Annotated in this window: 16 protein-coding genes; 10 read left to right on the top strand and 6 right to left on the bottom strand. The window is 61.8% G+C overall.

Going from position 1 to position 24387, the window contains the following annotated elements; genetic code table 11:
- Positions 1–166: 166 nt before the first annotated feature.
- The 6 genes from KR767_RS16625 to KR767_RS16600 form a co-directional block, all read right to left on the bottom strand.
- Complete coding sequence (locus KR767_RS16625) at positions 167–805, bottom strand: hypothetical protein (RefSeq protein WP_166946540.1); 639 nt, start codon at positions 803–805, stop codon at positions 167–169.
- Positions 802–4560, bottom strand: a complete 3759-nt coding sequence (locus KR767_RS16620) for an RHS repeat-associated core domain-containing protein (protein ID WP_250877074.1) — start codon at positions 4558–4560, stop codon at positions 802–804. Before KR767_RS16620 ends, KR767_RS16625 begins: the two co-directional genes overlap by 4 nt.
- A 132-nt stretch (positions 4561–4692) precedes the next feature.
- Positions 4693–7419 (bottom strand): RHS repeat domain-containing protein, encoded by a 2727-nt coding sequence (locus tag KR767_RS16615; RefSeq protein ID WP_250877073.1) that lies wholly within the window; start codon positions 7417–7419, stop codon positions 4693–4695.
- Positions 7420–7665: 246 nt separating this feature from the next.
- A complete protein-coding gene (locus tag KR767_RS16610) occupies positions 7666–8595 on the bottom strand; it encodes a M14 family metallopeptidase (RefSeq protein ID WP_250877072.1) in 930 nt (309 codons plus the stop codon).
- A gap of 62 nt (positions 8596–8657) precedes the next feature.
- A complete protein-coding gene (locus tag KR767_RS16605; protein WP_250877071.1) occupies positions 8658–10769 on the bottom strand; it encodes a phosphocholine-specific phospholipase C in 2112 nt (703 codons plus the stop codon).
- Positions 10770–10870: 101 nt separating this feature from the next.
- Entirely contained in the window at positions 10871–11209 is a 339-nt protein-coding gene (locus KR767_RS16600) for a winged helix-turn-helix transcriptional regulator (RefSeq protein ID WP_166946535.1), read from the bottom strand.
- A 127-nt stretch (positions 11210–11336) separates the two neighbouring features.
- On the opposite strand from KR767_RS16600, the gene gstA reads away from it, so the two are divergent.
- The 10 genes from gstA (at position 11337) to KR767_RS16550 (ending at position 24336) form a co-directional block, all read left to right on the top strand.
- Complete coding sequence (gene gstA, locus KR767_RS16595) at positions 11337–11969, top strand: glutathione transferase GstA (RefSeq protein ID WP_250877070.1); 633 nt, start codon at positions 11337–11339, stop codon at positions 11967–11969.
- Positions 11970–12158: 189 nt separating this feature from the next.
- Positions 12159–12893 (top strand): HpcH/HpaI aldolase family protein, encoded by a 735-nt coding sequence (locus KR767_RS16590; protein WP_250877069.1) that lies wholly within the window; start codon positions 12159–12161, stop codon positions 12891–12893.
- Between the two features lie 32 nt (positions 12894–12925).
- The gene (locus KR767_RS16585) at positions 12926–14149 is read left to right on the top strand and encodes an ATP-grasp domain-containing protein (RefSeq protein WP_250877068.1); all 1224 of its coding nucleotides are present in this window, start codon (positions 12926–12928) and stop codon (positions 14147–14149) included.
- A complete protein-coding gene (locus KR767_RS16580; protein WP_250877067.1) occupies positions 14146–15924 on the top strand; it encodes an IucA/IucC family protein in 1779 nt (592 codons plus the stop codon). Before KR767_RS16585 ends, KR767_RS16580 begins: the two co-directional genes overlap by 4 nt.
- Positions 15921–17093 (top strand): MFS transporter, encoded by a 1173-nt coding sequence (locus tag KR767_RS16575; RefSeq protein ID WP_250877066.1) that lies wholly within the window; start codon positions 15921–15923, stop codon positions 17091–17093. Before KR767_RS16580 ends, KR767_RS16575 begins: the two co-directional genes overlap by 4 nt.
- Complete coding sequence (locus tag KR767_RS16570; RefSeq protein WP_250877065.1) at positions 17071–18819, top strand: IucA/IucC family protein; 1749 nt, start codon at positions 17071–17073, stop codon at positions 18817–18819. Before KR767_RS16575 ends, KR767_RS16570 begins: the two co-directional genes overlap by 23 nt.
- Entirely contained in the window at positions 18816–20060 is a 1245-nt protein-coding gene (locus tag KR767_RS16565) for a type III PLP-dependent enzyme (protein ID WP_250877064.1), read from the top strand. The genes KR767_RS16570 and KR767_RS16565 overlap by 4 nt, the downstream gene beginning before the upstream one ends.
- 72 nt (positions 20061–20132) lie before the next feature.
- On the top strand, positions 20133–22781 hold the full coding sequence (locus KR767_RS16560) for a M16 family metallopeptidase (RefSeq protein WP_250879176.1): 2649 nt from the start codon (positions 20133–20135) through the stop codon (positions 22779–22781).
- Between the two features lie 64 nt (positions 22782–22845).
- Positions 22846–23745, top strand: coding sequence for a patatin-like phospholipase family protein (locus KR767_RS16555; RefSeq protein WP_250877063.1), 900 nt, complete (start codon positions 22846–22848; stop codon positions 23743–23745).
- 231 nt (positions 23746–23976) lie between these two features.
- A complete protein-coding gene (locus KR767_RS16550; RefSeq protein WP_166946525.1) occupies positions 23977–24336 on the top strand; it encodes a DUF2946 domain-containing protein in 360 nt (119 codons plus the stop codon).
- The last annotated feature ends 51 nt before the right edge of the window (positions 24337–24387 follow it).

The following is a 24387-nucleotide window of genomic DNA, read 5'->3' as shown; positions in this document are numbered from 1 at the left end:
CCTTGAAATGTGACGGGGTTCGCGGTTGAGGCAAGTCGAGGAATGGGTCGCCCGATATAAGGATCGCGCAAATGTTGAGACAAGACAGGGATTGTCTCTAGATATGGCTCGGCGGTATTTACCAGGTCCCACGCAGATTTTTTAGGGGGGCGTTGACAAAGCCCGCCTACGGCGATGGCTTTTTCTTGGAAAGACGATTCATCCGCCGTTGTTTCTTAATCTCTTTCCCCAAAACGGGATCGTCGCGGAGCTCATGCAGCATCATTTTGGCTCGCGCGTTATTGGATCTTGCAAGGACATCAAGAAAAGCTAGGCGCTCAAAGCCGTAACGCGGATCGGCAACGATACGCATCACCTCACCGATCACCCCGTCGTCTGCAGAAGCACTCAAAGCGCACCCGGCAGCCCACCGGAGGCCGCTCGTGGCCTGGGATGGGTATTTCTCAAACAAATCAAGTAATTCAGGCCATCGAGGTCGAGAATCTGGAACCGCCAGTGCACGCAAAATGCCTTCAACGATTCGTTCCGGGTAAGGCTTGTACAAATGTTCGAACAAGACAGGAATCGCCTCAGGATATGGCTCGGCAGTGTTTACCAGGTTCCAAACGGAATTCACATCAAGTCCCGTCGCTCTTAGCGCCTCAACGAGGGGAGCTTGTGCTGCATCCAATTCGGCTTTGCGTTTCGCCAACTCCTCGCTTTTCGCTTTACGCATTGCTTGAAACTCATCCCACTTGCCTTCGGCTTTGAGTGCGGCATGAAATTCAGCAAGCGTTCTACGGCCACTTTTTTCTTGATCGCTCATTTGAAAGGAATCTCGTGAATATTTATGTCACCGGCAGCGGCTGCCTTTTCGAGGGTGCCAGTAAGCTTGGCGCCTGGCCTAACGAATAGATTGAACTCGCGCCCGGTGTCCTTGGCGAACTGCGCATAGTCGCGAAGCTGTGATGTATAGCTCAAGGATGCCACATTTTTTACCTCGTTGATCGTCGTATCGGTAATTCCATCGGGAATCCGCTTGACGCCGTTAACTACGATTTCTTCTTTTTTGCCAATATCAAACGCGGCTCGGACAGCATGTTCGCCTTCTTGCCCCAACCGGACCATTTTTGATCCGCCGCGCAATAATGGTACAGCAGCGCGGCCAAATTTTACTGGCGGCAAGGCGGATGCAAGTTCCATGCTCGCGCCAGCCATATCACTTTGGTTCGCATTAGACCAACCATTGCTGGAAATCTGGCTGACGCTTTCCGCGCCAAAAACCATCCATGCCGCATGTAACGTCGCCCAGCCAGCGCAGGAGACAGGACCACACCCTTCCGCACCTGAATTGATTAATTCGCCAACGCTTTCCCTTCCATCAGGGTCGGTAAACCGATAGGGGTTATTATTGGCATACCAGTAGGCATTGAAGTTCGCACCAGTATTTGCATCGGCTGTGACCGGGTCGCGAGACAGGAATCGTCCTATGCCTGGATCATAGTAGCGTTGCTGCATGTAACTGAGGCCGGTTGCCTCGTCCATCACATGCCCTGCGTAACCTACGCCCTGATAAGAGGGCTTGCCGGTCGGCTGGCCATAGGGCTCATAGTTGGTTCGCTCAATGACCTGACCTGCGCTGTCGGTCACAGCTACCGGGCTACCTAAAGCATCGGTATGCTGATACTTCGTTATCCAGGACTGTGTGGCGGTATTCCATTCGATGACCGCCAGCAAGTGCGCTCCAAGATAGAAATGCGGCTTGTTAAGCTTGCGGCGATTGTCTTGTTCATAGATCAATCGTCCATCCAGGCTGTATTGCGACAGAATCGCCCCATCAGGAGCCTCCGCAGCAATGCGTCTGCCATAACCGTCGTAACGATAGCCTTCACGTCCTGGTGCGGCGCGCAGCCGATTGCCATAGTCGAATTGATACGTTTGGCCATTCTTGTTGGCAAGGTTGCCTTGCACGTCATACGACAGGCCAACGATAGTGCCACCGCCACTGTTTTGAATGTTACTGAGTCGATTGGTGGCATCGTAGTAGTACGTGGCATAGTCCTTTACGCCGCTCAGCTGCCATGCCCTCAGATTGTCCAGCGCATCGTACGTATAGCGATGGCATCCGTCCGTGCCACCAAACATGGGTGAACAGGCGCGATACATCCGATCCAGGCCGTCGTAGGCCATCTGCCGGTTGTAGTTACTGCCTTGGATGTTGTCGTAAATGTGGTCGACATTGCCATCGGCGTCAAAGCTGGTTTCCAGATCCAGTACGTTGCCGTCGATGCTTCGCTCAGGTAGCTGGCGAAGATCTTGCACCATGGTGTGCTGGATGCCATTGCCGTAGACAAACGACTTGATGGCGCCATTGGGGTAATAACTGATCGCACTGGCAAGCGTTCCCCAGCTACTGTTGACGACGCTGGGCTGACCAAGTGCATTAGGCGCATAGCTCGTGTGAAAGCTGTCGGGGCTGGTTATTCCCGCCTGGTGCCCATACGCATCAATGTCGTAGCTGATGCTCCAGTTGCGACCATCGGGTTCACTGAGTGTTTCTTTGGTCAGCAGACGTCGTGGATCGTACTCATAACTATTGATGGCGGTTTTCGTGCCGCCTTCGTTCTGCGTGGTGATAGTCCTGGGGCGGCCATCGGGCCAGTAGGTCCAGTCCTGGTCACCATTGTGATCGGGAAAGCTCAGTGTCTTGAGTCTGTTCCGTTCATCATACATGCGGCCCACGACGCGCTGCGAAGCGAATGCCTCCTGATAGTTGCAGCTGTTAGGATCGGGCAGGTTCAAGCCACTGGCTGACCATGACAGGTTGCCCGCCGCGTCGTACTCCATCACTGTGGCGCCGGTTTCCGGCTCGATGACTTTGCATACCTCGTGATTTTCGTTGTATACGTAGCGGCGCGTCTGGGGGTTTACCGGTGGCGGCGGTGGTGGTGGCGGTACGCTGACGTTGATCGCGAGATTGGGCGTGAGATCCCCAAACCAGGTCACGCCTTCCTGCACCATGCGCCATTGGAAGTTGTACGTTCCGGGGGCGGCAGGAGCGGTGATGGGGAAGGTGAATGTAGCTATCTGACCAGGCGCGACATCGCCGGACAGTACCACCCGGCCGAGCCCCCAAATGTGGTTGTCGCCGGGGTTCTGCGAACCCAGTCGGAAATTTGCGGCACTGGTCCAGGTCCGGGTGCCGGAATTCTTCAATTGAATCGTGACGGTCTGGGTGGTGCCCGTTGTCATCGAGCCAGCGACAGACTGTCCCACGAATTGAGCATTGGGCACAGCTGCCGGCACGGCGAGATTGCCCGAGCCATTGAGCAGATTGTTGCTTTTTCCCGTCGGCGATATGCCATGGATATAGATGCCGGCACCGGCGTACTGGATGCGCTGGGCTTCGGTGAGCTGGATGCTGAAGCGATAACTGCCACCTGCTACGTTGCAGGCGCCGGCTACGGAAGCATCACTGGCCTGGTTGGCTACGTACCGGCCGATACCTGTGCCACTGCCGAAGGCGCCTCCCAGATAGAGGTCGACGTTGATCGATGAAGACCAGTAGGTTGAGCACGCCCAGCCGGTGACGATGCCATCCGGGGTTACACCATCGATATTTCCTACGACCGTCGAGTTGTAAACAACCAGGTTCGATCGATTGCTCCAGGCCGTATTGCCGAGATTGTCAACGGCGAGAACATCAATGCGGTGGGAGCCTGTGCCCGGCGTCCAGGCCAGCTGGTAAGGCGGGCTACGAACCGCCCCGAGTAAGTTACCGTCACCGTAGAACTCGACCCGATCAATACTCCCGTCGGGATCGCTGGCGACGGCCGTCGTTACGATGGACGAGGAAGCATCGTAATAGACGCCTCCATTGCCCGGTGCGGTCAGCGTAACCGACGGCGGCAGATTCCCTCTGACGTCAACTGTGGCAAGGTCGTTATCTTCCCTGTTGCCTCGCAAATGAAATCGAAATCCAGTGCTGCTGATCCACGAAGCCTGCGCTGAATTTGACTGATTTCCGTTCCACCCATAAAAAGTCTGGGCTCCGTTATTGTTCAGATCGGTAACGATGACGGAGTTCTGGGAAAGGTCACCATAGCGGTTGGAATTCCAACTGATGGTCGTGCTGCAGGTCGCACTATTTACGGGAATATTGCATATGACGGGTGCTGCCGAAATGCTCCCGGAGGCGACATCAATAACATTGAATGAAAACTGCTTGCTTCCGCCGCCCGGTGCGCCGTCACCGGTGGCGGTAACGGTCACCAGATGATTTCCTGCGGAGAGATGAGGCAGCGGTGCGGAGAAAGCCTCGTCTCCATTGACATCGATGGGGTGGCCGTCGAGAGCCACCTGCAGGATGAACAGGATGCGGGGCGAACACTTCACTGTCCCTTGAATAGACAAGGAATCGGAGGTCTTGTAGACACCGCCTGCAGATGGTGAGTTGACGACGATCTGGCAGTTAGCCGCTCCTGCCGCCAGCGCACTACCCGACGCGACACACGCCAGAATAAACAGAATACATCCCAACCACCATCGAGCACCGAATCTGTGCCTGGCTTCGCGGTACATAGACAACCCCTGTAATTCCGTTCGTTGCCGAAAAACCCTTTCAGGCTTTTCATGACAAATCCCTGATTCAGGACAGGCGTTGCTTCTTCGAGCCTGTCCGGTTGAAAAGCAGCGACTGCGTCCCTCAGATCGCTAGTTCGCGCTCATCCCACGCGTGACGCTTAATGGCGCGCCAAAAACATCTCGGCCAATATCCGTACGCATGCCTTCTGGCGCAACGATCCATACTGGCTGGTCGTAACGAGGCTCTTCCAGAAAGAAGTAGCCGGTCGTCGTCGTGAACTTACGTGGATTCGTCACCCTGGTCTGTACGCCGGATAAGTACTCGGTAGTGGTAACCAAGGGGCCAAGCTCGGAATCCTGCGTGATGCTTCTGACCCGGCCGAGTCCATCGTAGATGGTCGTGGTGCCAGGCATCGCTGCGCCATAGTCCAGCCCACCATCTGTCTGAGGGTTGCGTGGATAGGAGGCGAATATGGTGCGGCCGTTGCTGTCGTAACGCGTGACTGTTCCTCGGGAGGTGGCCTGGGAATTTTGTACATCTTCTTCCTGGGTGGCCACTGGTCGCCAAAGTGCATCAAAATAGCTCGTTTTCTTGCCTGATCCGCTCGTTATCGTCTGCCGCCAATGACCAGGAGCGAGGCCATTTTCCACGCCCTGCACCTGCACAAAGGCCTGGTGTATGACATTGCCTTGAGGTGGAGTAAGTGCCGTCATTCGACCCATGGCGTCATAATCATAAGTGGTGACAAAGCCATTTTCATCGGTCAGCGAACGAATAAGGCCGAGATCGTCGATCACCGAAGACTTTGTGGTGTTGTCGGCGAAGGTAATGATCTGAGGAAGGCCGCGTTTCCAGTTGGAAAGCGTCGTCGTCTTTTGATTGCCGTCTGTTGCAGTCTGGAGTGTGCCGTCGCCGTAATAGGTCATCGACGCCTGCAGCTTCCCGAAGCTATATGTGCGGGAAGGCAATGCCGTGGTTGCTTCATAATCCGTTTGCGAGACCACCTTGTTGGTGTCGACGTTGGTCACTTTGGCGACCTGTCCAATCACCCACTTCGCCGTGTCATCGTAATAGGAGGTGATATCCGTGCGGTGATACCAGAGGTTGCTCTTGGTCACACTGGTTGCTTTTGCGAAGGCATCGAATCCGTTCACTGTCGATGTGGAGGTGATGCCGTCTTGTGTTAGCGATCGGATGATTTGCGGTCGATTTCTTTCCGAAAAATAGCTGTTCTCACCTTCGGGTGATTGACCAACAGGTTCCGCGAACGATTGATGCCCGGCGTCTGCGTTGGCGAGATAAGTGTTTGCACTTACCTGCAGGAGCACGCCATCTTTGTAGACTTCTTTTTTCAGGAGCTGGCCATCGTTTACTTCGAACTGCACCCCATAGGTATATATCGTACGCACCCCTTCCGGGTCGATCGTCGTAGTGGTCTTTGTCGTCTCGCTGTTGGCTTTGCAGTAGTCGACAAAGCATCCTATGGGCGTGGCATAACTGAAATTCCAGGCGTAGGTTGGGAGTCCTGGACCTGAGATGCTCTTGGACTTGATTGCCATGACATCAAAGCGTGCAGGTATGGAAGAGGATGAGCCCATTTGAAGATCTTCAAAGTCAAGATCTATATCGGCATTGCCTCCATCACCAGCCTGCGGAGTGTGGCAATTGGGGCGAACAAAAGTGCGTCCATGGCGAACGGCATCAAATTCAAATGTGCCTACGGCGCCAGAAGGGTGCTGGATGGTACCGATGGAATCGTTACTCTTGAGTACGCGCATCCACGAGCAGTTGAGCGATTTATCGTACACGGGATGCACCGTACCTTGTTGATACGTGTCGTCATATCCCAGGCCCTGGCGATCCAGGGGTTTAAAATTGATACTCCAGGCGCTTTGATCCGGCAAGGTTACCGAAATCAAGCTTCCATCCGGGTCATACGCATAAGTCCATGTCCGCGAGCCGTCACTGGCGGTGCCCACCCTGTCCTGCCCCGCGACCGTTCGATAAGTCAAGGTCAAAGCCCGGCCATCGCTGGCGGTGATTTGCATGAGCTTTCCCCCGTCCCAGGCATATTGCACCCAATTGCCACGGGCATCCTCGATGCGCGTTGGGTATATGCGAATTTCTTGCCTTGGGACTGGCGTATTGGTCAGGGCCAGCCTCGGATCACCGTTATGAGACGATGTAACCAGGGTCTTCGAAGGCTTCAGTATGGATGCGTAAGGGAGCCTCACCATCCAATCGAAATAGTACCTGGTGCCATCGGGCGACTGCGCAATGAAGCCTTCACCCGGATCTCCACTTTTGAGTGTGGGCAAGCAGGAGAAATACCAGTACTGGCTGGTCACCCAGGGATGGACCTTGCCGTCGGTCGGTTGAGGCCGGGTATAACTCGTAGATTGCAGCATTTCCTGGCTGCCGTCTGGAGTAACGAGATGGTATCCGTGCCAGTACTCCCACGCCTCTACATCGAGACTGGCGCCCTGCGGTCGAAACGTCGGTGGCGCAGCTCCCTGCGAGCATCGGTTATTGTTGTAAACATAAGGAGGCGTGGTCGACAATCCTTGCCAACCCATTTGCGCGAAAACACCTCCGATGTAGGGGATGCCAATATCCCAGTCCCCGAAAAGGTATTCGTTCCAGCGGCCGCCTCGTGCTTCCACGCTGAAATGTCGCTCGATAGCGACAGGCAACGCATTGTTTCCCGGAATACTGACATCGGTGACCAGGAACTCTGTCTCGCCCGTAGCCAGGTTCGTCTTGTCACCGAATAACTCGGAGGTCTCTGCCTTAATCGTCTCCGCGCCTTTGATGCGCTTATCGTATTCTTCCGCATAGGTTTTCACCTGTGCCATTGAAGGCGTCGGAAGTAGCCCGATGGAAAGTAGCGGCAACGTAACAAACCAGAGCCGAAATACAGACACGCAAAAACGGGACCACCGTCCCTGTGGCGCATGCGACATTGTCGATCCCCTGTGGCCTACGCATGATGCGAGGCGCGCCGCAAGATCCTGATGCAGGATTTATCGACAGTCAATAGTCAGTTGATAGCCATGCCGTCACTGGGGCATTGCGGATGATTCCCAGACTCTCGACCGGCCTCAATTCCTTTGCGCGAGTGCGTAAGCAACGGCCGCCCGCACGGCGACGGCCTGTGCTTCGTTGCACTGCTCCGGCGTGGCCCGGGGACTGTCCGGATAGACCTCGGTGGTGGTGGTGAAGCGGGCGCCCGTGATGCCTGCGCATAAGCCAAGGTCGCGCAGCGCGTATTCGATGACGCCATGGGCCACGACGGGCGAGCCGATGATTTCGCCCTTCTCGTCGGCGGGGGCGATATGGGTGACCTTCTCCACTTCGTCGATCACGGCCTTCTGGAAGTCCGGCTGGCGGTTTGCCGTATCGTCGACGAGATAGAAACCATCGGGAATGCCGCCCGGCACGAAGGGCTTGCCGTCGCGCGCGGCCAGGGCCGGGCGGAACTCGCTTTCGTCGGAGTCGGTGGTCTCGTGCAGGTCGATGTGCAGCAGGAAGCGGCCGAGGAACGGCCTCACCAGCGCCATCAGCGAAGCGGACTCGTTCGCAGGGCTGCCCTCACGGAACGAACGGTTCGGATCGATGGCGTCGTAGTTCCAGCGCTGGATGCGCTCGTAGGCCCAGGGGCTGACGCACGGCGCCACGAGCAGGTTCATCTTGCTGGCAAACGCTTCCGCATAGGTCTCCACGAAGCGCAGTGCACCGTGCACGCCGCTGGTCTCGTAGCCGTGCACGCCACCGGTGACCAGCACGCAAGGCAGCTCATCGCGCCAGTGGCGGCTGCGGATGGCGAACATGTCGTAGCTGTCGTGGTGGTATTCCAGATGGCCGTAGCTGTGCACATCGAAGCGCGAACGCAGCGCTTCGATCTTGGGCAGCACTTCGTTCCTGTAAAGGCGCTTCTGCACCAGCGAGGCACGCCACTGTGCGACTTCCGCCGTCCCCCAGGGTGTGCCGGGTGTACCGATGGGGAAAGGCGTGGCTGCGGTCGCGGTCATGGCGTCGTCGGCTTCGTGGGAGGGATGGAACCCCACAATGTAGCACCCCTCCCTGCCCGACTTCAGCCGTTGCGTGGCGCCAGGGCAGGATCGCTCAACGAAGGACGCCCTGTTTCCAGGTGCCCTGCCATGCGCCGCAGGAAGCGCGGATCGGTGTCGCAGGTGGCCGTGAGGTCATACCAGTGGTCGCTGGCGGACACATCGCGGACCACTTCCACGTGCGCGCCGGGCGCCAGCGGGTGATGGGTGGGCGTGGCGTCGGCGTAGTGATTGGCCGCCAGGGTCACGGTGCAGGCACGCTCGCCGCTGTTCACCAGCAGAAGCTTCAGTTCGCCGGGGCGGCTGCCCTGCACCACGGTCACTTCGGGCAGGGCCAGTGTTGCGCGGTCCGCCGCGGCATCGGGCTGGCTGCCGCTGAACTGGCGATAGAAGGCGTTCGGGCCGTGAACGGTGAGATCGTAGGCGTTGCCGCTATAGAGGCTGGTCCAGTAGTCGGACAAGGCTTTGCCGGCTTCGACGGTATACGCCCACGGGCCATCCGAGCGGGAGGTCGAGGACACATGGAAGAAGGCCCCGGTATGGCCACCGTTGCCGAAGTCGAGCCAGTACTTGCCGTTGTCGATGTCCAGGCGACCGGACAGGCCAGGCTGATAAGGCAGCGGACGCGTACGCCGGCGACCGGCCTCCTGATCGGGCAGATGCTGCGTCGTCGGCGGCGTGGGTACGAAATCCTTGTGCTGCTGGCGATCGGGAACATAGGCCTTCGTTCCCGGCAGGTGCACCGCACCCGCATCCGGATGACTGAAATCGAAGGCACTGGTCAGGTCGCCGCAGATGGCGCGGCGCCACGCCGAGATATTCGGCTCGTGCACGCCGAAGCGCTGCTCGAGGAAACGGACGATCGAGGTATGGTCGAACACCTCCGAGCAGGCCCAGCCGCCCTTGCTCCATGGCGACACCACCAGCATCGGCACGCGCACGCCAAGTCCGTAGGCACCGGAAACGAAGCCGCCGCCGCCCGGATAGATTTCGCCGTCGGTGGCCACGGTGGACAGGCCCTGCGAGCGGGCCGCTGGCGGATAGGCAGGTACCATGTGGTCGAAGAAACCGTCGTTTTCATCGTAGGTGATGAACAGCGCCGTCTTGCTCCAGACCTCCGGATTGGAGGTGAGTGCTTCCAGCACCTGGTCGATGTACCAGGCGCCGTAATTGGCCGGCCAGCTGGGATGCTCCGTATAGGCTTCCGGCGAGCAGATCCACGAGACCTGCGGCAGCTTGCCTGACTGCACGTCGTTCTTCAGCAGTTCGAACAGCGACTGGCCCGCCGAGGTCTTCGTGCCGGTGCGTGCCTTTTCATACAGCGCACTACCCGGCTGCGCGTTGCGATAGTTGTCGAAATACAGCAACGAGTTGTCGCCGTAGTTGCCGATGTACGGGTCGGACGTCCAGCCCCAGTGACCGGCGGCATCCAGGCCCTGCCCCACGTCCTGGTAGATCTTCCAGGAAATGCCGGCCTGTTCCAGCCGCTCGGGATAGGTGGTCCACGAATAGCCTTTCTCGGCGTTGTCGAGCACGGGACCTGCGCCCTTGCCGTCGTTGCCCACGTAACCGGTCCACATGTAGTAGCGGTTGGGGTCCGTGGAGGACAGCAGCGAGCAATGGTAGGCATCGCAGATGGTGAAGGCGTCCGCCAGCGCGTAATGGAACGGGATGTCCTCACGCGTGAGGTAGGCCATCGTCGTGGTGCCCTTGCTGGGCACCCATCCGTCGTAGCGGCCCTGGTTCCAGGCGGCGTGGGTGTCGTTCCAGCCGTGCGGCAGATCCACGATGAACTGGAGGCCCAGGTCATCCGCCACGGGACGGAACGGCATCAGGTAGTCGTCGTGTCCCGGCGCCGTGGGCTGCTGCCATACGCTGCGATCGGCGGAAAGCATGAAGGGCCGGGGGTCGCCGAAGCCGCGCACGCCTCGCAGGCTGCCGAAGTAATGATCGAACGAGCGGTTTTCCTGCATGAGGATCACCACGTGCTCGATATCGGCGAGCGTGCCCGTGCGTCGTGCAGCGGGCACTGCGAGCGCCTTGCTGATGGACGGGGGAATTACGCCGGCGGTCATGGCCGCGGCGGTGGCACCCAGGGACAGCTTGAGGAAGTGACGACGACCGTTCTCGGCCATGAGAGTCCTTGATGAAGGTCTGGGGTCAGGCCACCTGGCCTGGAGCGCGGCTCATTGTGCTGAGCGTCCATGACAAACGTATTCAGCGACCCGTGCATGGTTCACGGATTGACTGATTCATCCGCGTTGCGTTGTTTGAGCCACATGCCGAACCCCTTCATGGCATCGACCACCGGCAGCAGGCGCAGGCCGTCTTCCGTCAGCTGGTAATCGACGCGCGCCGGCACGGTCGCGAACACCGTACGACTGATGAGCCCTGCCTCTTCAAGGGCGCGCAGATCGAGCGTGAGCATACGTTGCGAGATGCCGGGCAGCATCCTGCGCAATTCGTTGAAGCGACGCGGACCGTCGAGAAGGAAAGACACGATGAGCAATCGCCAGCGACCACCGAGCAGGCGCATCGACTCCTCGACGGAACATCCCGTGACGCTGTCTTTCATGGGAATCCCCTGGCGGCGGTATAAAAAATGTACCTGCACGACATTTTAGTGCCTTCTTCCTTATTTAGCCCGCGTGCCTAGAATTTCACGTCGCCGGTGCTTGACCGGGCGACGACAGGAATACCGGATGAAGCTTTACTACATCCCTGCGGCATGCTCGCTGGCGCCGAACATCGTGGCGCATGAACTGGCTCTCGACCTCACGCTGGTGCGGATGGTCCCGAAGACGCATCGGACAGCCGAAGACGAAGATTACTTTTCTATCAATCCCTTGGGCTATGTTCCTCTTATCCAGCTTGAAGATGGAACCCGACTTCGGGAAGGTACCGCCATCCTGCAATACCTGGGCGATCTGAAACCCGACACGCAGCTGGTGCCGGCCCACGGCACCCTGGCCCGTTATCGGCTGGTCGAATGGCTGGGCTTTCTGTCCACCGAGATCCACAAGGGGTTCATTCCCCTGCTTTACGCCAGGCTGGCAGGCGACTACGTCGATACGGCGCGGCCGAAGTTGCGCGCGCGTTTTGAGTGGATCGACGGGGAACTGGATGGAAAAGACTGGCTGATGGGCGAGCGGTTCACCGTGGCCGATGCGTATCTGTTTTCGCTTATCGGTTGGGCGCAGGCGTCGTGGTTGACGACGTATGTGAAGACGGATCTACGGCTGGATGATTTGTCTCGCCTGGCTGCGTGGTATGGGCGGATGAGGCAGAGGCCGGCTGTGCGCCGGGCGATTGAATCCGAGGATCTAATCTTTTGATATCAATATATTAGAAATCATAGTTAATTCTTATTTTAGGATCTGGCCGCGGCGGCGGCTGGGTGGATATGCTTTCCAGACGGTCGCCGACAAGGTCGGCTCCTACGGGTTTTGGGTGACTGGTCACGTAATTGATAACGATTTTCATTTAGATATACTGCCCACCCCCAAAGCCAGCGGTTCGTGACCATGCGCAGCCTGATCGGCCTGCTCAATTCCGTGCCATCCCCCCTGCTTTGCGAGATGTTCGGTGCCGCCGGATTCGATTTCGTGGTGCTGGACCTCGAACATCAGCTCGTCTCTCCCGACGATCTGCAACACGCCATCCGTGCCTGTGAACTGGGCGGTTGCGAGCCCTGGGTACGTGTGCCGGAGGTGGACGCCAAGCTGATCGGCCGGGTGCTCGATGCCGGTGCGAAAGGCATCGTGATCTCCCGGCTGGAAACGGCAGACGAAGCGCGCCGGGCTGTCGAGGCCGCGCATTTCCCGCCGCTGGGCCGTCGCGGCATCACCGGAGGCCGCGTCACCGGTTTCGGGCGGACTTCGCTGGACGATTACATCGCCAGCACACGCGACAGCATCCGTGTGGTGCCGATGATCGAAAGCCTCGCCGGTATCGATGCCCTGCCCGGCATCCTCGCCGTGCCGGGCGTGAGCGCCATCATGGAGGGGGCGCTCGATCTCGCCCTGGACATGGGCCTCGGGCCACAAGCCATGCATCCCGACGTCTGGACCCGGCTGCTTGCCATGGCGGCGCATTGCGACGCCGCCGGCATACCGTTCTGTCCCAATCCCCGCACACCCCAGCAGCGCGACCACTGGTTCGCACGCTCGCCGCGCTGGGTGCTTGCCGGCGAAGACCGCGGCCTTCTGCTCGGCGCGCTGCGCGCGCGCCGTCGCGAACTGGACAGCACCGCGTCCTGAAACGAATTCTTCCCCCCTAGGTGAAAGTGGTCATGGATACGTCCCCGCTCGTCATCCTCGCGCATGTGCGCCACCCCGCCGTCACCGATGGCTTCCTGCCCGCCGCACGGCGGATGGGGCGCCCCGTGGTGATTCTCACGGATCATCGTCACGACCATCTGCGCTGGTTCCATGATCATCCGGAACACATGCCCGCACGCATCATCGAATGCGATGTGTTCAATCCGCTGGCCGCCATCGATGCCTTGCGCAGCGCCGGCATCCGCCCGGCCGCCGTGTTCTCCAACAGCGACCACCTGCAGACCTCCACGGCGCTGGTAGCCGAAGGCTTCGGCCTGCCGGGCAAGGACTGGCGGGTCTGCTATGCGGCGAAGAACAAGGCAGCCACGCGCGAACGCCTGCGCGAACTGGGCCTGCCCACGCCGTGGTTCCACAGCCTGGTGCCCGGCGCCCAGGCACCGCTCGATACGCCCTGGCCCGTGGTGGCCAAGCCGCGCGAAGGCGTTGCCAGCATGGATGTTGCCCTGTGTGCCGACGCGGCGGCGCTGGATCGCTACCTGAAAGCATTCTGGCAGCGCCATCCCGGTCGCACCGTGCTGCTGGAAGCCTTCATGGAAGGCCCGTTGTTCACGCTGGAAACCCTCGGCGACGGGCACGCGATGGAAGCCATCGGCGGCTTCGACGTCACCTTGTCCGAGCCGCCGCACTTCATCGAACTGGAAGCGCGCTGGAACGGTCCGGCGGTAACGCAGGGTCGCGATGCCGCCTTCGCGCAGGTGAAGGCGTTCGGTGCCACCTTCGGTATCTGCCACAGCGAATTCATCCTTACGCCGCAAGGCCCGGTGCTGGTGGAAATCAATTACCGCAGCATCGGCGACGGGCGTGAATTCATGCTCGACCGCATGCATGGCGGCCACTGGTTCGAGACCCTGCTCCGCCCCCATTTCGGCGAACGCCTCGCCCTGCCGGAACGCGTGCGTCCACATGCACTGGTGCGCTATGTGGTGGCATCCCGTGAGGGCTGGCTGGTGGCGGCACCGCAGAGCGGGCCGACCACGGGTGAGCGCTGGCATGCCGATTACCGCGCGCTGCGTCACCAGGGTGACGAGATCCGGTTGTCTCATTCCAACAAGGATTACCTCGGCATCCTCAATATCGTGGCTGACGACGACGCCTCGCTGGAGGACGCGCTGGCAACCGCTCATGCCCCGCTGCACTGGGACGTGGCGGACCAGTTGCCGGGAGTGGCCGCATGACTGCCCGTCCCTCGTTCGACGCGGGCGATGAGGCTTATATCGTCCGCCGCATCGTGGATTGCTGCCTGCGTGAAAACCTCCGTGGCCTGGTGTCGCAGGGCGGCTTTGCCACGCCCGCGGCCGATGTACTGCGCGCATGGCCGCATGCGGCACCGGAGCACTGGTGGAAGGTGGATCATCTTCCCGGTGGACGACTCTGGCTACCGGTGGAATCGCGCGATTACATGCAGTCCATCGGTGTATCCGGGCACGGATGGATTCGCGAGGTAGAGGGCGCGCCGCATTATGAGGACGAAGCTGCCCGCTGGCTGGCCCTGCTGGGCGAAGGCCTCGACGACGAGACGGTGACGTTGCACCGCGACTACGCCGAAGAGGCGGCATGCGCGACGGAACATCGCCGTCTTGCGCGAGAGGGCTACGGCGCCAACGCATTGCGGCTTGCCCGTGCGCTGACCCACGGCGACGCGGCCGAACGTGCCTTGTTGTGCGATCAGGTGGCCAGTCATCGCGACCATCCTTATTACCCGACGGCACGGGCCAAGTCCGGTTTCAGCGAGACCGACCTGCGGGCGTTCGCGCCCGAGTTCGCCCCCACGTTCGAACTGCACTGGCTGGCCGTACCTCGTGCGGCCGTCACCCGCACGTCGCCGGTGCCGGATTTCTGGCCGGCGATGACGGACCTGGGCCTGCCGACAGCCATGCAGGACACGCATGACGCCCTGCCCGTCCATCCGCTCACCTGGCAGCGCCTCGATACCTTCGGATTACCCGGAGGCGTCGTGCGTGCACCACAGCGTTTCATGGCGGTTCGCCCCACGCTTTCCGTACGCACGGTCGTGCCGCTGGCCCACCCCCGCCACCACATCAAGCTGCCACTGGTGATGCGCACCCTGGGCGCGCTGAACCTGCGCCTGATCAAGCCGTCCACCATCTACGATGGCCACTGGTTCGAACGCGTATTGCGCACCATCGAAACGAGCGATGACCGGCTTCGTGGGCGTTACGTCCACGTGGATGAATCCCACGGGGCTCATGTAGCGCAAGCGCGTCACCTGGCCTACATCGTGCGGGCGTATCCGGTGCCCGCCGATGAAACCCTGCTGCCGGCGGCGGCATTCTGCGCGCCGATGCCGGATGGCAGGCCACTCGCCCTGCATGTCGCCGATCGCTTCCACGGTGGCGACGTGCATGCGTGGTGGCGCGGCTATGTATCGCTGATGTGCGAGGTCCACCTGCGCCTGTGGTTGCGCTACGGCATCGCGCTGGAATCCAACCAGCAGAATGCCGTGCTGTCCTATCGACCGGGCGCCGCACCGACGCTGCTCATGAAGGACAACGACGCGGCACGCGTGCTGCCGGGCCGCCTGTATGCCCGCTTGCTCGAACTGAAGGCGCTCGGTGAGCCGCAGGATGCGCGCATCGTGGTCGACAACGATGCCGCACTCGGCCGCATGTTCTGCACCATCACCCTGCAACTGTGCCTGCTGGCCGTGCTTGAAGGCGTGGCCGAACACCTGCCCGATGAGCGCCGTGCCTTCTACACGACACTGGCCCACACCATCGAGGCCACGCTCGCATCCCTCGCGGACGAAGGCATCGACGTAGCGCCCGCGCGCGTCCTGCTCGATGCCGATGCGCTGCCGGTCAAATACCTGCTCAGTGCGGGCAGCCTGCTCAGCAAGCAGGCCACCGGCGCCTCCGACATCAACAAGTTCTACGGCGAGAGTGGCCCGAACTTCATGCGGGATCCGGCGCTGCGCGGGGTTCCTCGATGAGGGTCATCGGCCCGGTGCTGGTCGCGCACTATCTCGCGGCCTTCACCGCGCTGGGCATGCCGGTCTTCATGCCTCGCGTGCTGGCGGAACTGGCACCGGGGGCACCGACCTGGCTGGCCGGCGTGCTCTATGTATTACCCACGCTGTGCACGGCGCTGACTGCCACGACATGGGGACGCCTCGCCGACCGCTATGGCCGGCGGCTTTCCCTGCTGCGTGCGCAGATGGGGCTGGCCCTGGGCTTTACGCTGGCCGGCTTCGCGCCAAACATTGCGTGGTTCGTCGTTGCCCTGGTCATCCAGGGCAGCTGCGGTGGTTCGCTGGCCGCGGCCAATGCGTACCTGTCCACGCAGTTCGCGAAAGAACCCGGCCGGGGCTCGCTCGCCCGGGCCCTGGACTGGACACAGTTCTCGGCCCGGCTGGCCATGGTGAGCGCACCGGCACTGCTTGGCGTGGCAATGGCGTGGGGTAGCGCACAGGAGCTCTACCGCTATCTGGCGGTGCTTCCGTTGGCTGCATTCGCCGTCACGCTGTGCCTGCCGAAGGATGAGGTCAGCGCGCCTGCCGAAGCAAAAGCGGCTTCGCCACGCGCCGCATGGCGCGACTGGAGCGGCCTGCTCAGCGTGCAGTTCCTGTTCTGCTTCGCGATGGTGGTGACCTTTCCCTACTTCGTGCCGTACACCGAAAAACTGGGCGTGACCCACGACAGCGCCGCCGGCCTGCTCTACAGCCTGCCGCACCTGGTGTACCTCGTTGCACTGCCATGGTGGCGCAGCCGCGCTACAGCACCGGAACGGCCCCTGCTGCTTGGTCTTGCCCTGTTTTCCCTGGCCTGCGTGATCCAGGCCTCCATCGATTCCCCGGCCTGGCTCATTCCATCGCGCTGTATGTACGGCGCAGGCATGTTGCTGGCCATCGGAGGCATCAACCGTGCCCTGGGCGCACGTGCCAGTGGCGGTCGCGCCGGCCATGTCTTCGGCCTGTTCGATGCCTGTGGCAAGTGGGCCGGTGCCGTCGGTGGCGTTGTGGCCGGCGCGCTGGTCTCCCGCCTTGGCCTCGCCGCACCTTTCCTCGCAGCCTCGACCGCCGGCCTGGTTGCCGTCGCGGTCGCCGCCTATGTCTTCCGTCCCCAGAAGAGGCAGCTCCATGTCCCCGCAAGCGATACGTGAACAGTGGCACCAGGCCCAGGCCGAATCGCAGGCGATTGCCTGCTGGCTCAACTGCTATGTGCGTGAATTCGCCCTGCCGCGTGGGCAGGCCGACCTGGATTATCGCGGCCACGATGTACCGGCGGGCCTGCTACAGGGTGAAGGACGCCTGCTGCGCATCGGCTTCGCCGACGCGGGCCATGCACTGTGCGTGCGCATCTCGCGCAGCAGTCGTCTGGGTCGTTGCGATTATGCCTCGGCACCGTACCTGAAATCGCCCGGCGAGCCCTGGCGCTGTGCCGACGCCGCGATGACGGTGCATTACCTCCTCGAACGCCTCGCGCCTGAGTGCGGCTTCAACGCCGAACTGTTCGGACAGACGATGAACAGCGTGGAGATCGCCCGGGAGATCCTGACCCGCTCGCTCGGTGCGCCGCTGCATGGCGATGCCCTGCTTGATGCCGAACAGGGCATGCTCTGGGGTCACGCGCTGCATCCGACGCCGAAGAGCCGCGAAGGCCTGCCCATTCCCGCCGTGCTCGATGCGTCGCCCGAAGTACGGGCCAGCCTGCCGTTGTACTGGTTCCGTATCGATCCGCGCCTGTTCCGTGCGCAGGGACGCGATGTCCGTGCGACGCTGGAAGATGCCGCGCAAGGCCCGGACCTTTATCCCTGCCACCCGTGGGAAGCCTCGCGCCTGCTGCAGAGCCCGGCGATGCGCAAGGCCATCGCCCAGGGCTGGATCGAACCTTTGGGGCCTCGCGGCCGCGACATGTATCCGACCTCGTCGGTGCGCACCATGTACCACCCGGACCTCGACTACTTCCTCAAGCTGTCGATCCACGTGCGCCTGACCAACTGCGTGCGCAAGAACGCCTGGTACGAACTGGAAAGCGCCGTGGCGCTCACGGCGTTACTGGCCCCGGCATGGCAGGACATCGCCCGCCATGTACCGGGTTTCGACGTCATGGTGGAGCCGGCCGCGACGACACTCGATTTCAGCCCGTTCTCCGACGATGCCGACGAACTGCGCGAGCTGACCGAAGGGTTTGGCATGCTTTATCGGGAGAACCTTTCCGCCCTGCATCGCAAGCGTTACCAGCCGCAGGTGGCCGGCGCCCTCTTCACCACCGACCGTGACGGCCGCAGCGTCTGCCGCCGGATGGTCGAACAGCTCGGCGGCCCCTACGATCACATGGCCCTGTGCTGGTTCGAGGCCTATGCGTCGATCCTGCTGGAAGGCAACTGGATGGCTTTCTTCCAGCACGGCGCCATCCTCGAACCGCACCTGCAGAACACCGTGGTGGGATTCGACCGTGGCATGCCGGCCAAGGTATGGATCCGCGATCTGGAAGGCACCAAGCTCGTCGAACACCTGTGGAGCGACGACCGCCTCGACGCGCTCACGCCCCGCGCCCGCGCCTCGGTGCTGTATCCGGCCGAACTGGGCTGGAAGCGCGTGGCTTACTGCGCGCTGGTGAACAACCTTGCCGAGGCGATCTTCCACCTGTGCGGCGCCGACGAGGCCCTTGAACAGCGCATGTGGCAGTCCATCGCACAGATCGCGGAACGCTGGCAGCAGCGGCACGGCAGGCAGCCCTTGCTTGAAGGACTGATCGAGGGTGAAGCACTGCCCAGCAAGAACAACCTGCGCACCCGGCTATTCAAGCGTGCCGACCGGGATTCGGATTACACCCTGCTTCCGAGTCCCATCAACGCTCCGGCCCGTGCAAAGGTGGCTGCATGAACGTGGATGCCTCGCTACCGCGGGTTCGCGAGGCCGTGGCGGGTTTGCGAAACAACGGCGAAGGCCCCGTATGCGCCTATGTCTACGACCTGGATGCACTGGCGAGCCATGCGCGCTGGATGCGCGAGCAACTGCCCGAAGGGTGCGAGCTTTACTACGCCGCCAAGGCCAATGCCGATGAACCGGTGTTGCGTACCGTCGCCCCGTGGGTGGATGGCTTCGAAGCCGCCTCCGGCGGCGAACTGCGCTGGCTGAGGCTTTGCCAGCCCGGCAAACCGCTGCTCTTCGGTGGTCCGGGCAAACTCGACGACGAGCTGGCCGAAGCCCTCGTCGAACCCGGTTGCACGCTGCATGTGGAAAGCCTCGGCGAACTGCGCCGCCTGGCTCGTCTCGCCAAGACGATGGGCCGGCGTGCCACGATCTTCCTGCGCATGAATATCGGCATCGACGGTGTGGCCGGCACCCGTCTCATGATGGGTGGCAAGCCCACGCCATTCGGCATGGATGAAGCGGATCTTGAAGAAGCCCTGGCCCTGGTGCGGGATCATGCGGACACGCTGGACCTGGAAGGCTTCCACTTCCACCTCATGTCCCACCAGCGCGACGCCCACGTGCAGCTGCACCTGGTGAACGCCTATCTCGACACGGTGCACCGGTGGCAGGACACGTATGGCATCCAGGTTCGCACCGTGAACGCGGGCGGTGGCTTCGGGGTGGACTATGCCGATGTCTCGCAGTCCTTCGACTGGAGCGGCTTCTGCACCGGCCTGCGCACCCTGCTCTCCAGGCGACGGGAGACCCTGCGCCTTCGCTTCGAGCCCGGCCGTTACGTCAGCGTGGCCTGCGGCTGGTACGTGATGGAAGTGCTGGACATCAAGCGCAGTCACGGCGAGTACTTCGCGGTAGCCCGGGGTGGTACGCATCACTTCCGCACCCCGCCGGCACAAGGTCACGACCACCCGTTTGTCGTGATCCGGGGTAGCGAGCCACCAACGATCACGAACAGCCAGGTGACACTGGTCGGTCAGCTATGCACGCCGAAGGACGTGCTCGCCCGGGCGCAACCCATGACCGCGCTGGCGGTGGGAGACTGCGTGGCCTTTCCGCTGGCAGGCGCCTACGCATGGAACATCTCCCACCAGAACTTCCTGATGCATAAGCCACCGGCCATGCTCTACCTGCCACAAGGTGCGATCGAGTCCGATGACTATGCACCTGTCGCGCAAAATCTTGCTCGTTGACTTGCCCGGGCGTCGTAACAAGACTGCACACGAAACGGAACTCAGACGCTATATAAGGATTGCGCAGTGAAGATGTTCACCCTGAGACTGGCCGCCGCCATCAGCCTGGCGCTGGCTTCCGGCAGCGCCCTGGCCGTGACCGGCGATGCCGAGGTGACCCGTGCCACGCTCGACAACGGCCTTCGCGTCGTGATCGTGCGCGATACGCTGGCTCCCGTGATTACGACCGAGATCAACTACCTCGCCGGCTCCGACGAAGTGCCGGATGGCTTCCCCGGCACCGCGCATGCCGTGGAACACATGATGTTCCGGGGCAGCCCCGGCCTGAGCAAGGATCAGCTTTCGGCCATTGCCGCCAACATGGGCGGCGCGTTCAACGCGGACACCACCCAGGGCGTGACGCAGTACTACTTCGTGGCACCCTCGCAGGATCTCGAAGTCGCGCTGCGTCTGGAAAGCATGCGCATGCGTGGCGTAGACATGGACCCGAAGGAATGGGACAAAGAGCGCGGTGCGATCGAGCAGGAGGTCTCGCGTGATCTCTCCAGCCCGAACTTCAAGTTCTATACACAGATGCTGGAGCAGATGTTTGCCGGCACGCCCTACGCGCATACACCGCTCGGCACCCGTGACTCGTTCGACAAGACCACGGCGCCCATGCTGAAGCAGTTCGTCGATACCTGGTATGCGCCGAACAACGCGATCCTGGTGGTTTCCGGCGACGTCGATCCTGCCGCAACACTGGCGATGGTCAGGCAGCAGTTCGGCGACATACCGCGCAAGACCCTGCCCGCCCGTCCGGCCTTCGATTTCAAACCGGTGGCGGCAAAAACCATGCAGGTAACCACCGATGCGCCCTACGGCTCGGTGTACCTCGGTTATCGCCTGCCCGGACTCACCTCGAAGGATCACGCCACCGCCATGGTGCTGGGCATCGCACTGGGTTCGCAGCGCGCCGCGCTGGCCGGCATGCGTTTCGATGGTTCGGCCCTGTTCGGTGGCTTCAGCGCAGAAGCCATGCCCCAGGCGGGTATCGGTATGGCGATCGGCATATTCCCGAAGGGTGGCAATCCGCAGCCCGTCCTGGCAAAGATGCGGGGCATTCTCGCCGATGCGGCGAACAAGGGTATCGATCCGGCCCTGGTCGAAGCCGCCAAGCGCAATGCCATCGCGTCCATGGAATTCAGCAAGAACTCGGTCGGCGGCCTGGCCAATACGTGGTCGGATGCGCTGGCTTTCCAGGGTGCCGAATCGCCCGAAGCGCTCAAGGCGGCCATCGAGGCGGTGACCCCGGAAGCGGTGAACGCGCTGGCGAAGAAAAGCCTGGACCCGGCGCACGCCATCACCGCCATCCTTACGCCGGAAAGCTCGGGCAAGCCGGGCGAAGGCAAGGGCTTCGGAGGAGCAGAAAGCTTTTCATCCACGCCCGACAAACCCGTACAGCTACCCGATTGGGCCGAGCAGGCGTTTGCGAAGCTGGACGTGCCGGCGTCATCGATGCACCCGGTGTCCTATGTGCTGCCCAACGGCCTGAAACTGATCGTGCAGCCGGAAACCATCAGCGACACGGTGGAACTTTTCGGCAGCATCAAGACCAACGAGGATACGCTGGCTGCCCCGGGTGAAGAGGGTGTTTCCGGCCTTCTTGCCGGCCTGTTCCCCTATGGCACCACCAGCATGAACCGCCTGCAGTGGCAGGAAGCACAGGACGCCATCAGCGCACGCGTGCGCGCCGGCTACCGCTTCTCGCTATCGGTACCTTCTGCCCATTTTGTCGATGGCGTGAAACTACTGGCCGACAACGAACTGCATCCGGCCCTGCCTGCCGAAGGCTTCGCCGTCATGCAGCGCCAGGTGCTCAGCGAAGTCACGGGGGTGCTGCAGTCACCCGGCTTCCTGTATCGCTACGGATTGAACAAGGCCTTGCTTCCGGCCGGCGATGCCGAACTTCGCCATGCCACGCCGCAGTCCGTATCGGCACTCACGCTGGACAAGGTCAAGGCGTACTACAACCAGACGTTCCGCCCCGACCTGACCACCATCGTCATCGTGGGCAAGGTCGATCCTGCGCAGGCAAGGCAGGTGATCGAGCAGGCCTTCGGTGACTGGAAGGCCACGGGTCCCAAGCCGCAGACCGAATACGCCGCCGTGCCTGCCAACCCCGCCGGGCAACTGCACGTACCGGATAAAAGCGCCACGCAGGACGAGGTGGAGATCGCGCAGACCATCGACATCACCTATGACGACCCGGCGCGCTATGCCATCAACCTGGGCAACCAGGTGCTGGGCGGTGGCTTCTACGCCTCGCGCCTCACCCGCGACCTGCGCGAGAAGCAGGGCCTGGTCTACTCCGTGGGCGTGGCCTTCGATGCGCATAAGCATCGCAGTGTCTACCGGGTGGAGTTCGGCTCCGATCCCGACAAGGTCGGCACGGCCAGTGCACTGGTGGTGCAGAACCTGAAGCGCATGCAGCAGGAACCCGTGACCGATGCCGAACTCAGGCAGGCCAAGGGCATCCTGCTACGTCGCATTCCGTTGGGCGAGTCCAGTTTCGGGGCCATCGGTGGCCAGCTGCTGTCGATGTCGCAGGAAGACAAGCCCCTGGACGCCGTGACTGTCGCCGCACAGCACTACCTGGCGCTCACCGCCCCGGAGGTGCAGCAGGCCTTCGCGAAGTACGTGCGGCCGGATGCCATGGTGAAGGCCGTCAAGGGACCCTGATTGCGTATTAGCATAGGCGCATTGAACAGGCTATCCGGGGCAGCGGCAGATGATTGAAAAACATATGGCCCTGGTTCTCGGTGGTGGTGGGGCTGCGGGAAATGCCTGGATGATCGGCGTTATCGCCGGCCTGGCCGATGCGGGAATCGATATGACCGAGGCTGCCGACCTGGTGATCGGCACCTCGTCCGGTGCCACCGCGGCAGCGCACCTGCGAAGCGGCCGGACACCCGCTATGTTGTTGTCTGGCATTTTGTCTGAAGTAACGCAGCCGGTCGGGCAGCGCCCGCAAGGGTCCCCACCCATGCCAATGGACGCGGTTTTCGAACGGATGAGAGCGATCGGTGCGGCTGCCACCTCGGCCGCCGATCTATGTCGTGCGATGGGCGCGTTCGGGTTGGAATGCAACTTCATGCTCGATGGCTCGGCAGCTCAACGACGGCGCGCATTGGTTGCCTCACGGCTGCCTAATCCGGAATGGCCGGAAAAACCGATGATCCTGGTGGCTGTCAACGCCCATACCGGAGAACCGGCCTTGTTCGACCGCGATTCCGGAGTCGAGCTGGTGGACGCGGTGACCGCGAGTACGGCTTTGCCCGGCGGCCCCACGCACACGATCCACGGGGTTCACTACATCAACGGCGGCGTGCGCTCTACCGACAACGCCGATCTCGCCTCAAGCTATGCAAACGTCGTGGTGCTCACGCCGTTCAGTGAACGAAGCGGTCCACTGCCACCAGGCCAGTTCGAGGGCTTGCGTAGATCACCGGAATGGGGAAACGACCTGGCAAGTCAGGTTGAATCGTTGCGCAGCCAGGGCAGTCACGTCGTCGTGATCTCCCCGGACGCCGAGTCCCGCGTCGCCATGGGTACGAATCAGATGGACCTGGCAACCCGTGCACCCTCTGCCCAGGCCGGTTTCGTACAGGGTAAGCGAGAAGCGACACACCTGACGTTCCGTTGACGATGGAGCGTCCGCCGCGACCGCTGCAACGCTTCGATATCTCCATCCCAGATAATTCGCCCGGGCCCCGGCCGGTCTTCACCATCTCACTGCGGCCGGAGGAGCGGCTTCCCCTGCGCCTGACGGCCCGCCCGTAGCGGTTTTCACATAGGGCGCGGCAATGTGCCGCCCTCGGGCGGCGCAAGGCGCTGGCATCATCCGGGCATCGGAATCGAGGAACTCCCGGGGAACGTGTCAGGGAAGCGCACATGGCGATCATGGTTCGGCTGGCTGGCCTTCGTGGCAGCCGGGCTGCTGTCGATCGCCCCGGTCGTATCCGAGCTGCGGGCCGCCACCATCGACGAGGTGGTGGATGGCGCCTGGTGCGAGCCGGATCATCACGGCGACAGGCATCACGCCGGCCTGCTCGATGCCTGCGGATACTGCTCGTTCCTTGCTCACCACCCGCTCCTGCCTGGGCTTGCCGTCGCACTCATGCGGCCGCCGGCCACCGATATCCGTGCGCCGGGCCCCCTGCCCGTTTCGCCGCGACCGCTGCTGCCATGGCTGCGTGATATCGCACCGCGCGGACCTCCCTGTGCCCTGAGCTGAGTTTCGCGTGCACGCGCCATCGGGCGCGTGCCTTTCGCCAGGTCTTTCAGG

Origin of the sequence: Luteibacter anthropi, from assembly GCF_023699965.1 — a bacterium.
In the GTDB taxonomy this organism is placed as follows: domain Bacteria; phylum Pseudomonadota; class Gammaproteobacteria; order Xanthomonadales; family Rhodanobacteraceae; genus Luteibacter; species Luteibacter anthropi.
The sequence above is the reverse complement of the archived record's forward strand: the minus strand, read 5'-3'. Positions and strand labels throughout refer to the sequence as shown.

What these genes read in the sequence shown, in the direction of transcription:
- KR767_RS16585 (WP_250877068.1), top strand. Translation starts at nt 12,926, where the DNA reads ATGGATACGTCCCCGCTCGTCATCCTCGCGCATGTGCGCCACCCCGCC.
- KR767_RS16605 (WP_250877071.1), bottom strand. Translation starts at nt 10,769, where the DNA reads ATGGCCGAGAACGGTCGTCGTCACTTCCTCAAGCTGTCCCTGGGTGCC.
- KR767_RS16555 (WP_250877063.1), top strand. Translation starts at nt 22,846, where the DNA reads ATGGCCCTGGTTCTCGGTGGTGGTGGGGCTGCGGGAAATGCCTGGATG.
- KR767_RS16625 (WP_166946540.1), bottom strand. Translation starts at nt 805, where the DNA reads ATGAGCGATCAAGAAAAAAGTGGCCGTAGAACGCTTGCTGAATTTCAT.
- KR767_RS16615 (WP_250877073.1), bottom strand. Translation starts at nt 7,419, where the DNA reads ATGGCACAGGTGAAAACCTATGCGGAAGAATACGATAAGCGCATCAAA.
- KR767_RS16565 (WP_250877064.1), top strand. Translation starts at nt 18,816, where the DNA reads ATGAACGTGGATGCCTCGCTACCGCGGGTTCGCGAGGCCGTGGCGGGT.
- KR767_RS16575 (WP_250877066.1), top strand. Translation starts at nt 15,921, where the DNA reads ATGAGGGTCATCGGCCCGGTGCTGGTCGCGCACTATCTCGCGGCCTTC.
- gstA (WP_250877070.1), top strand. Translation starts at nt 11,337, where the DNA reads ATGAAGCTTTACTACATCCCTGCGGCATGCTCGCTGGCGCCGAACATC.
- KR767_RS16580 (WP_250877067.1), top strand. Translation starts at nt 14,146, where the DNA reads ATGACTGCCCGTCCCTCGTTCGACGCGGGCGATGAGGCTTATATCGTC.
- KR767_RS16570 (WP_250877065.1), top strand. Translation starts at nt 17,071, where the DNA reads ATGTCCCCGCAAGCGATACGTGAACAGTGGCACCAGGCCCAGGCCGAA.
- KR767_RS16560 (WP_250879176.1), top strand. Translation starts at nt 20,133, where the DNA reads ATGTTCACCCTGAGACTGGCCGCCGCCATCAGCCTGGCGCTGGCTTCC.
- KR767_RS16610 (WP_250877072.1), bottom strand. Translation starts at nt 8,595, where the DNA reads ATGACCGCGACCGCAGCCACGCCTTTCCCCATCGGTACACCCGGCACA.
- KR767_RS16590 (WP_250877069.1), top strand. Translation starts at nt 12,159, where the DNA reads ATGCGCAGCCTGATCGGCCTGCTCAATTCCGTGCCATCCCCCCTGCTT.
- KR767_RS16600 (WP_166946535.1), bottom strand. Translation starts at nt 11,209, where the DNA reads ATGAAAGACAGCGTCACGGGATGTTCCGTCGAGGAGTCGATGCGCCTG.
- KR767_RS16620 (WP_250877074.1), bottom strand. Translation starts at nt 4,560, where the DNA reads ATGTACCGCGAAGCCAGGCACAGATTCGGTGCTCGATGGTGGTTGGGA.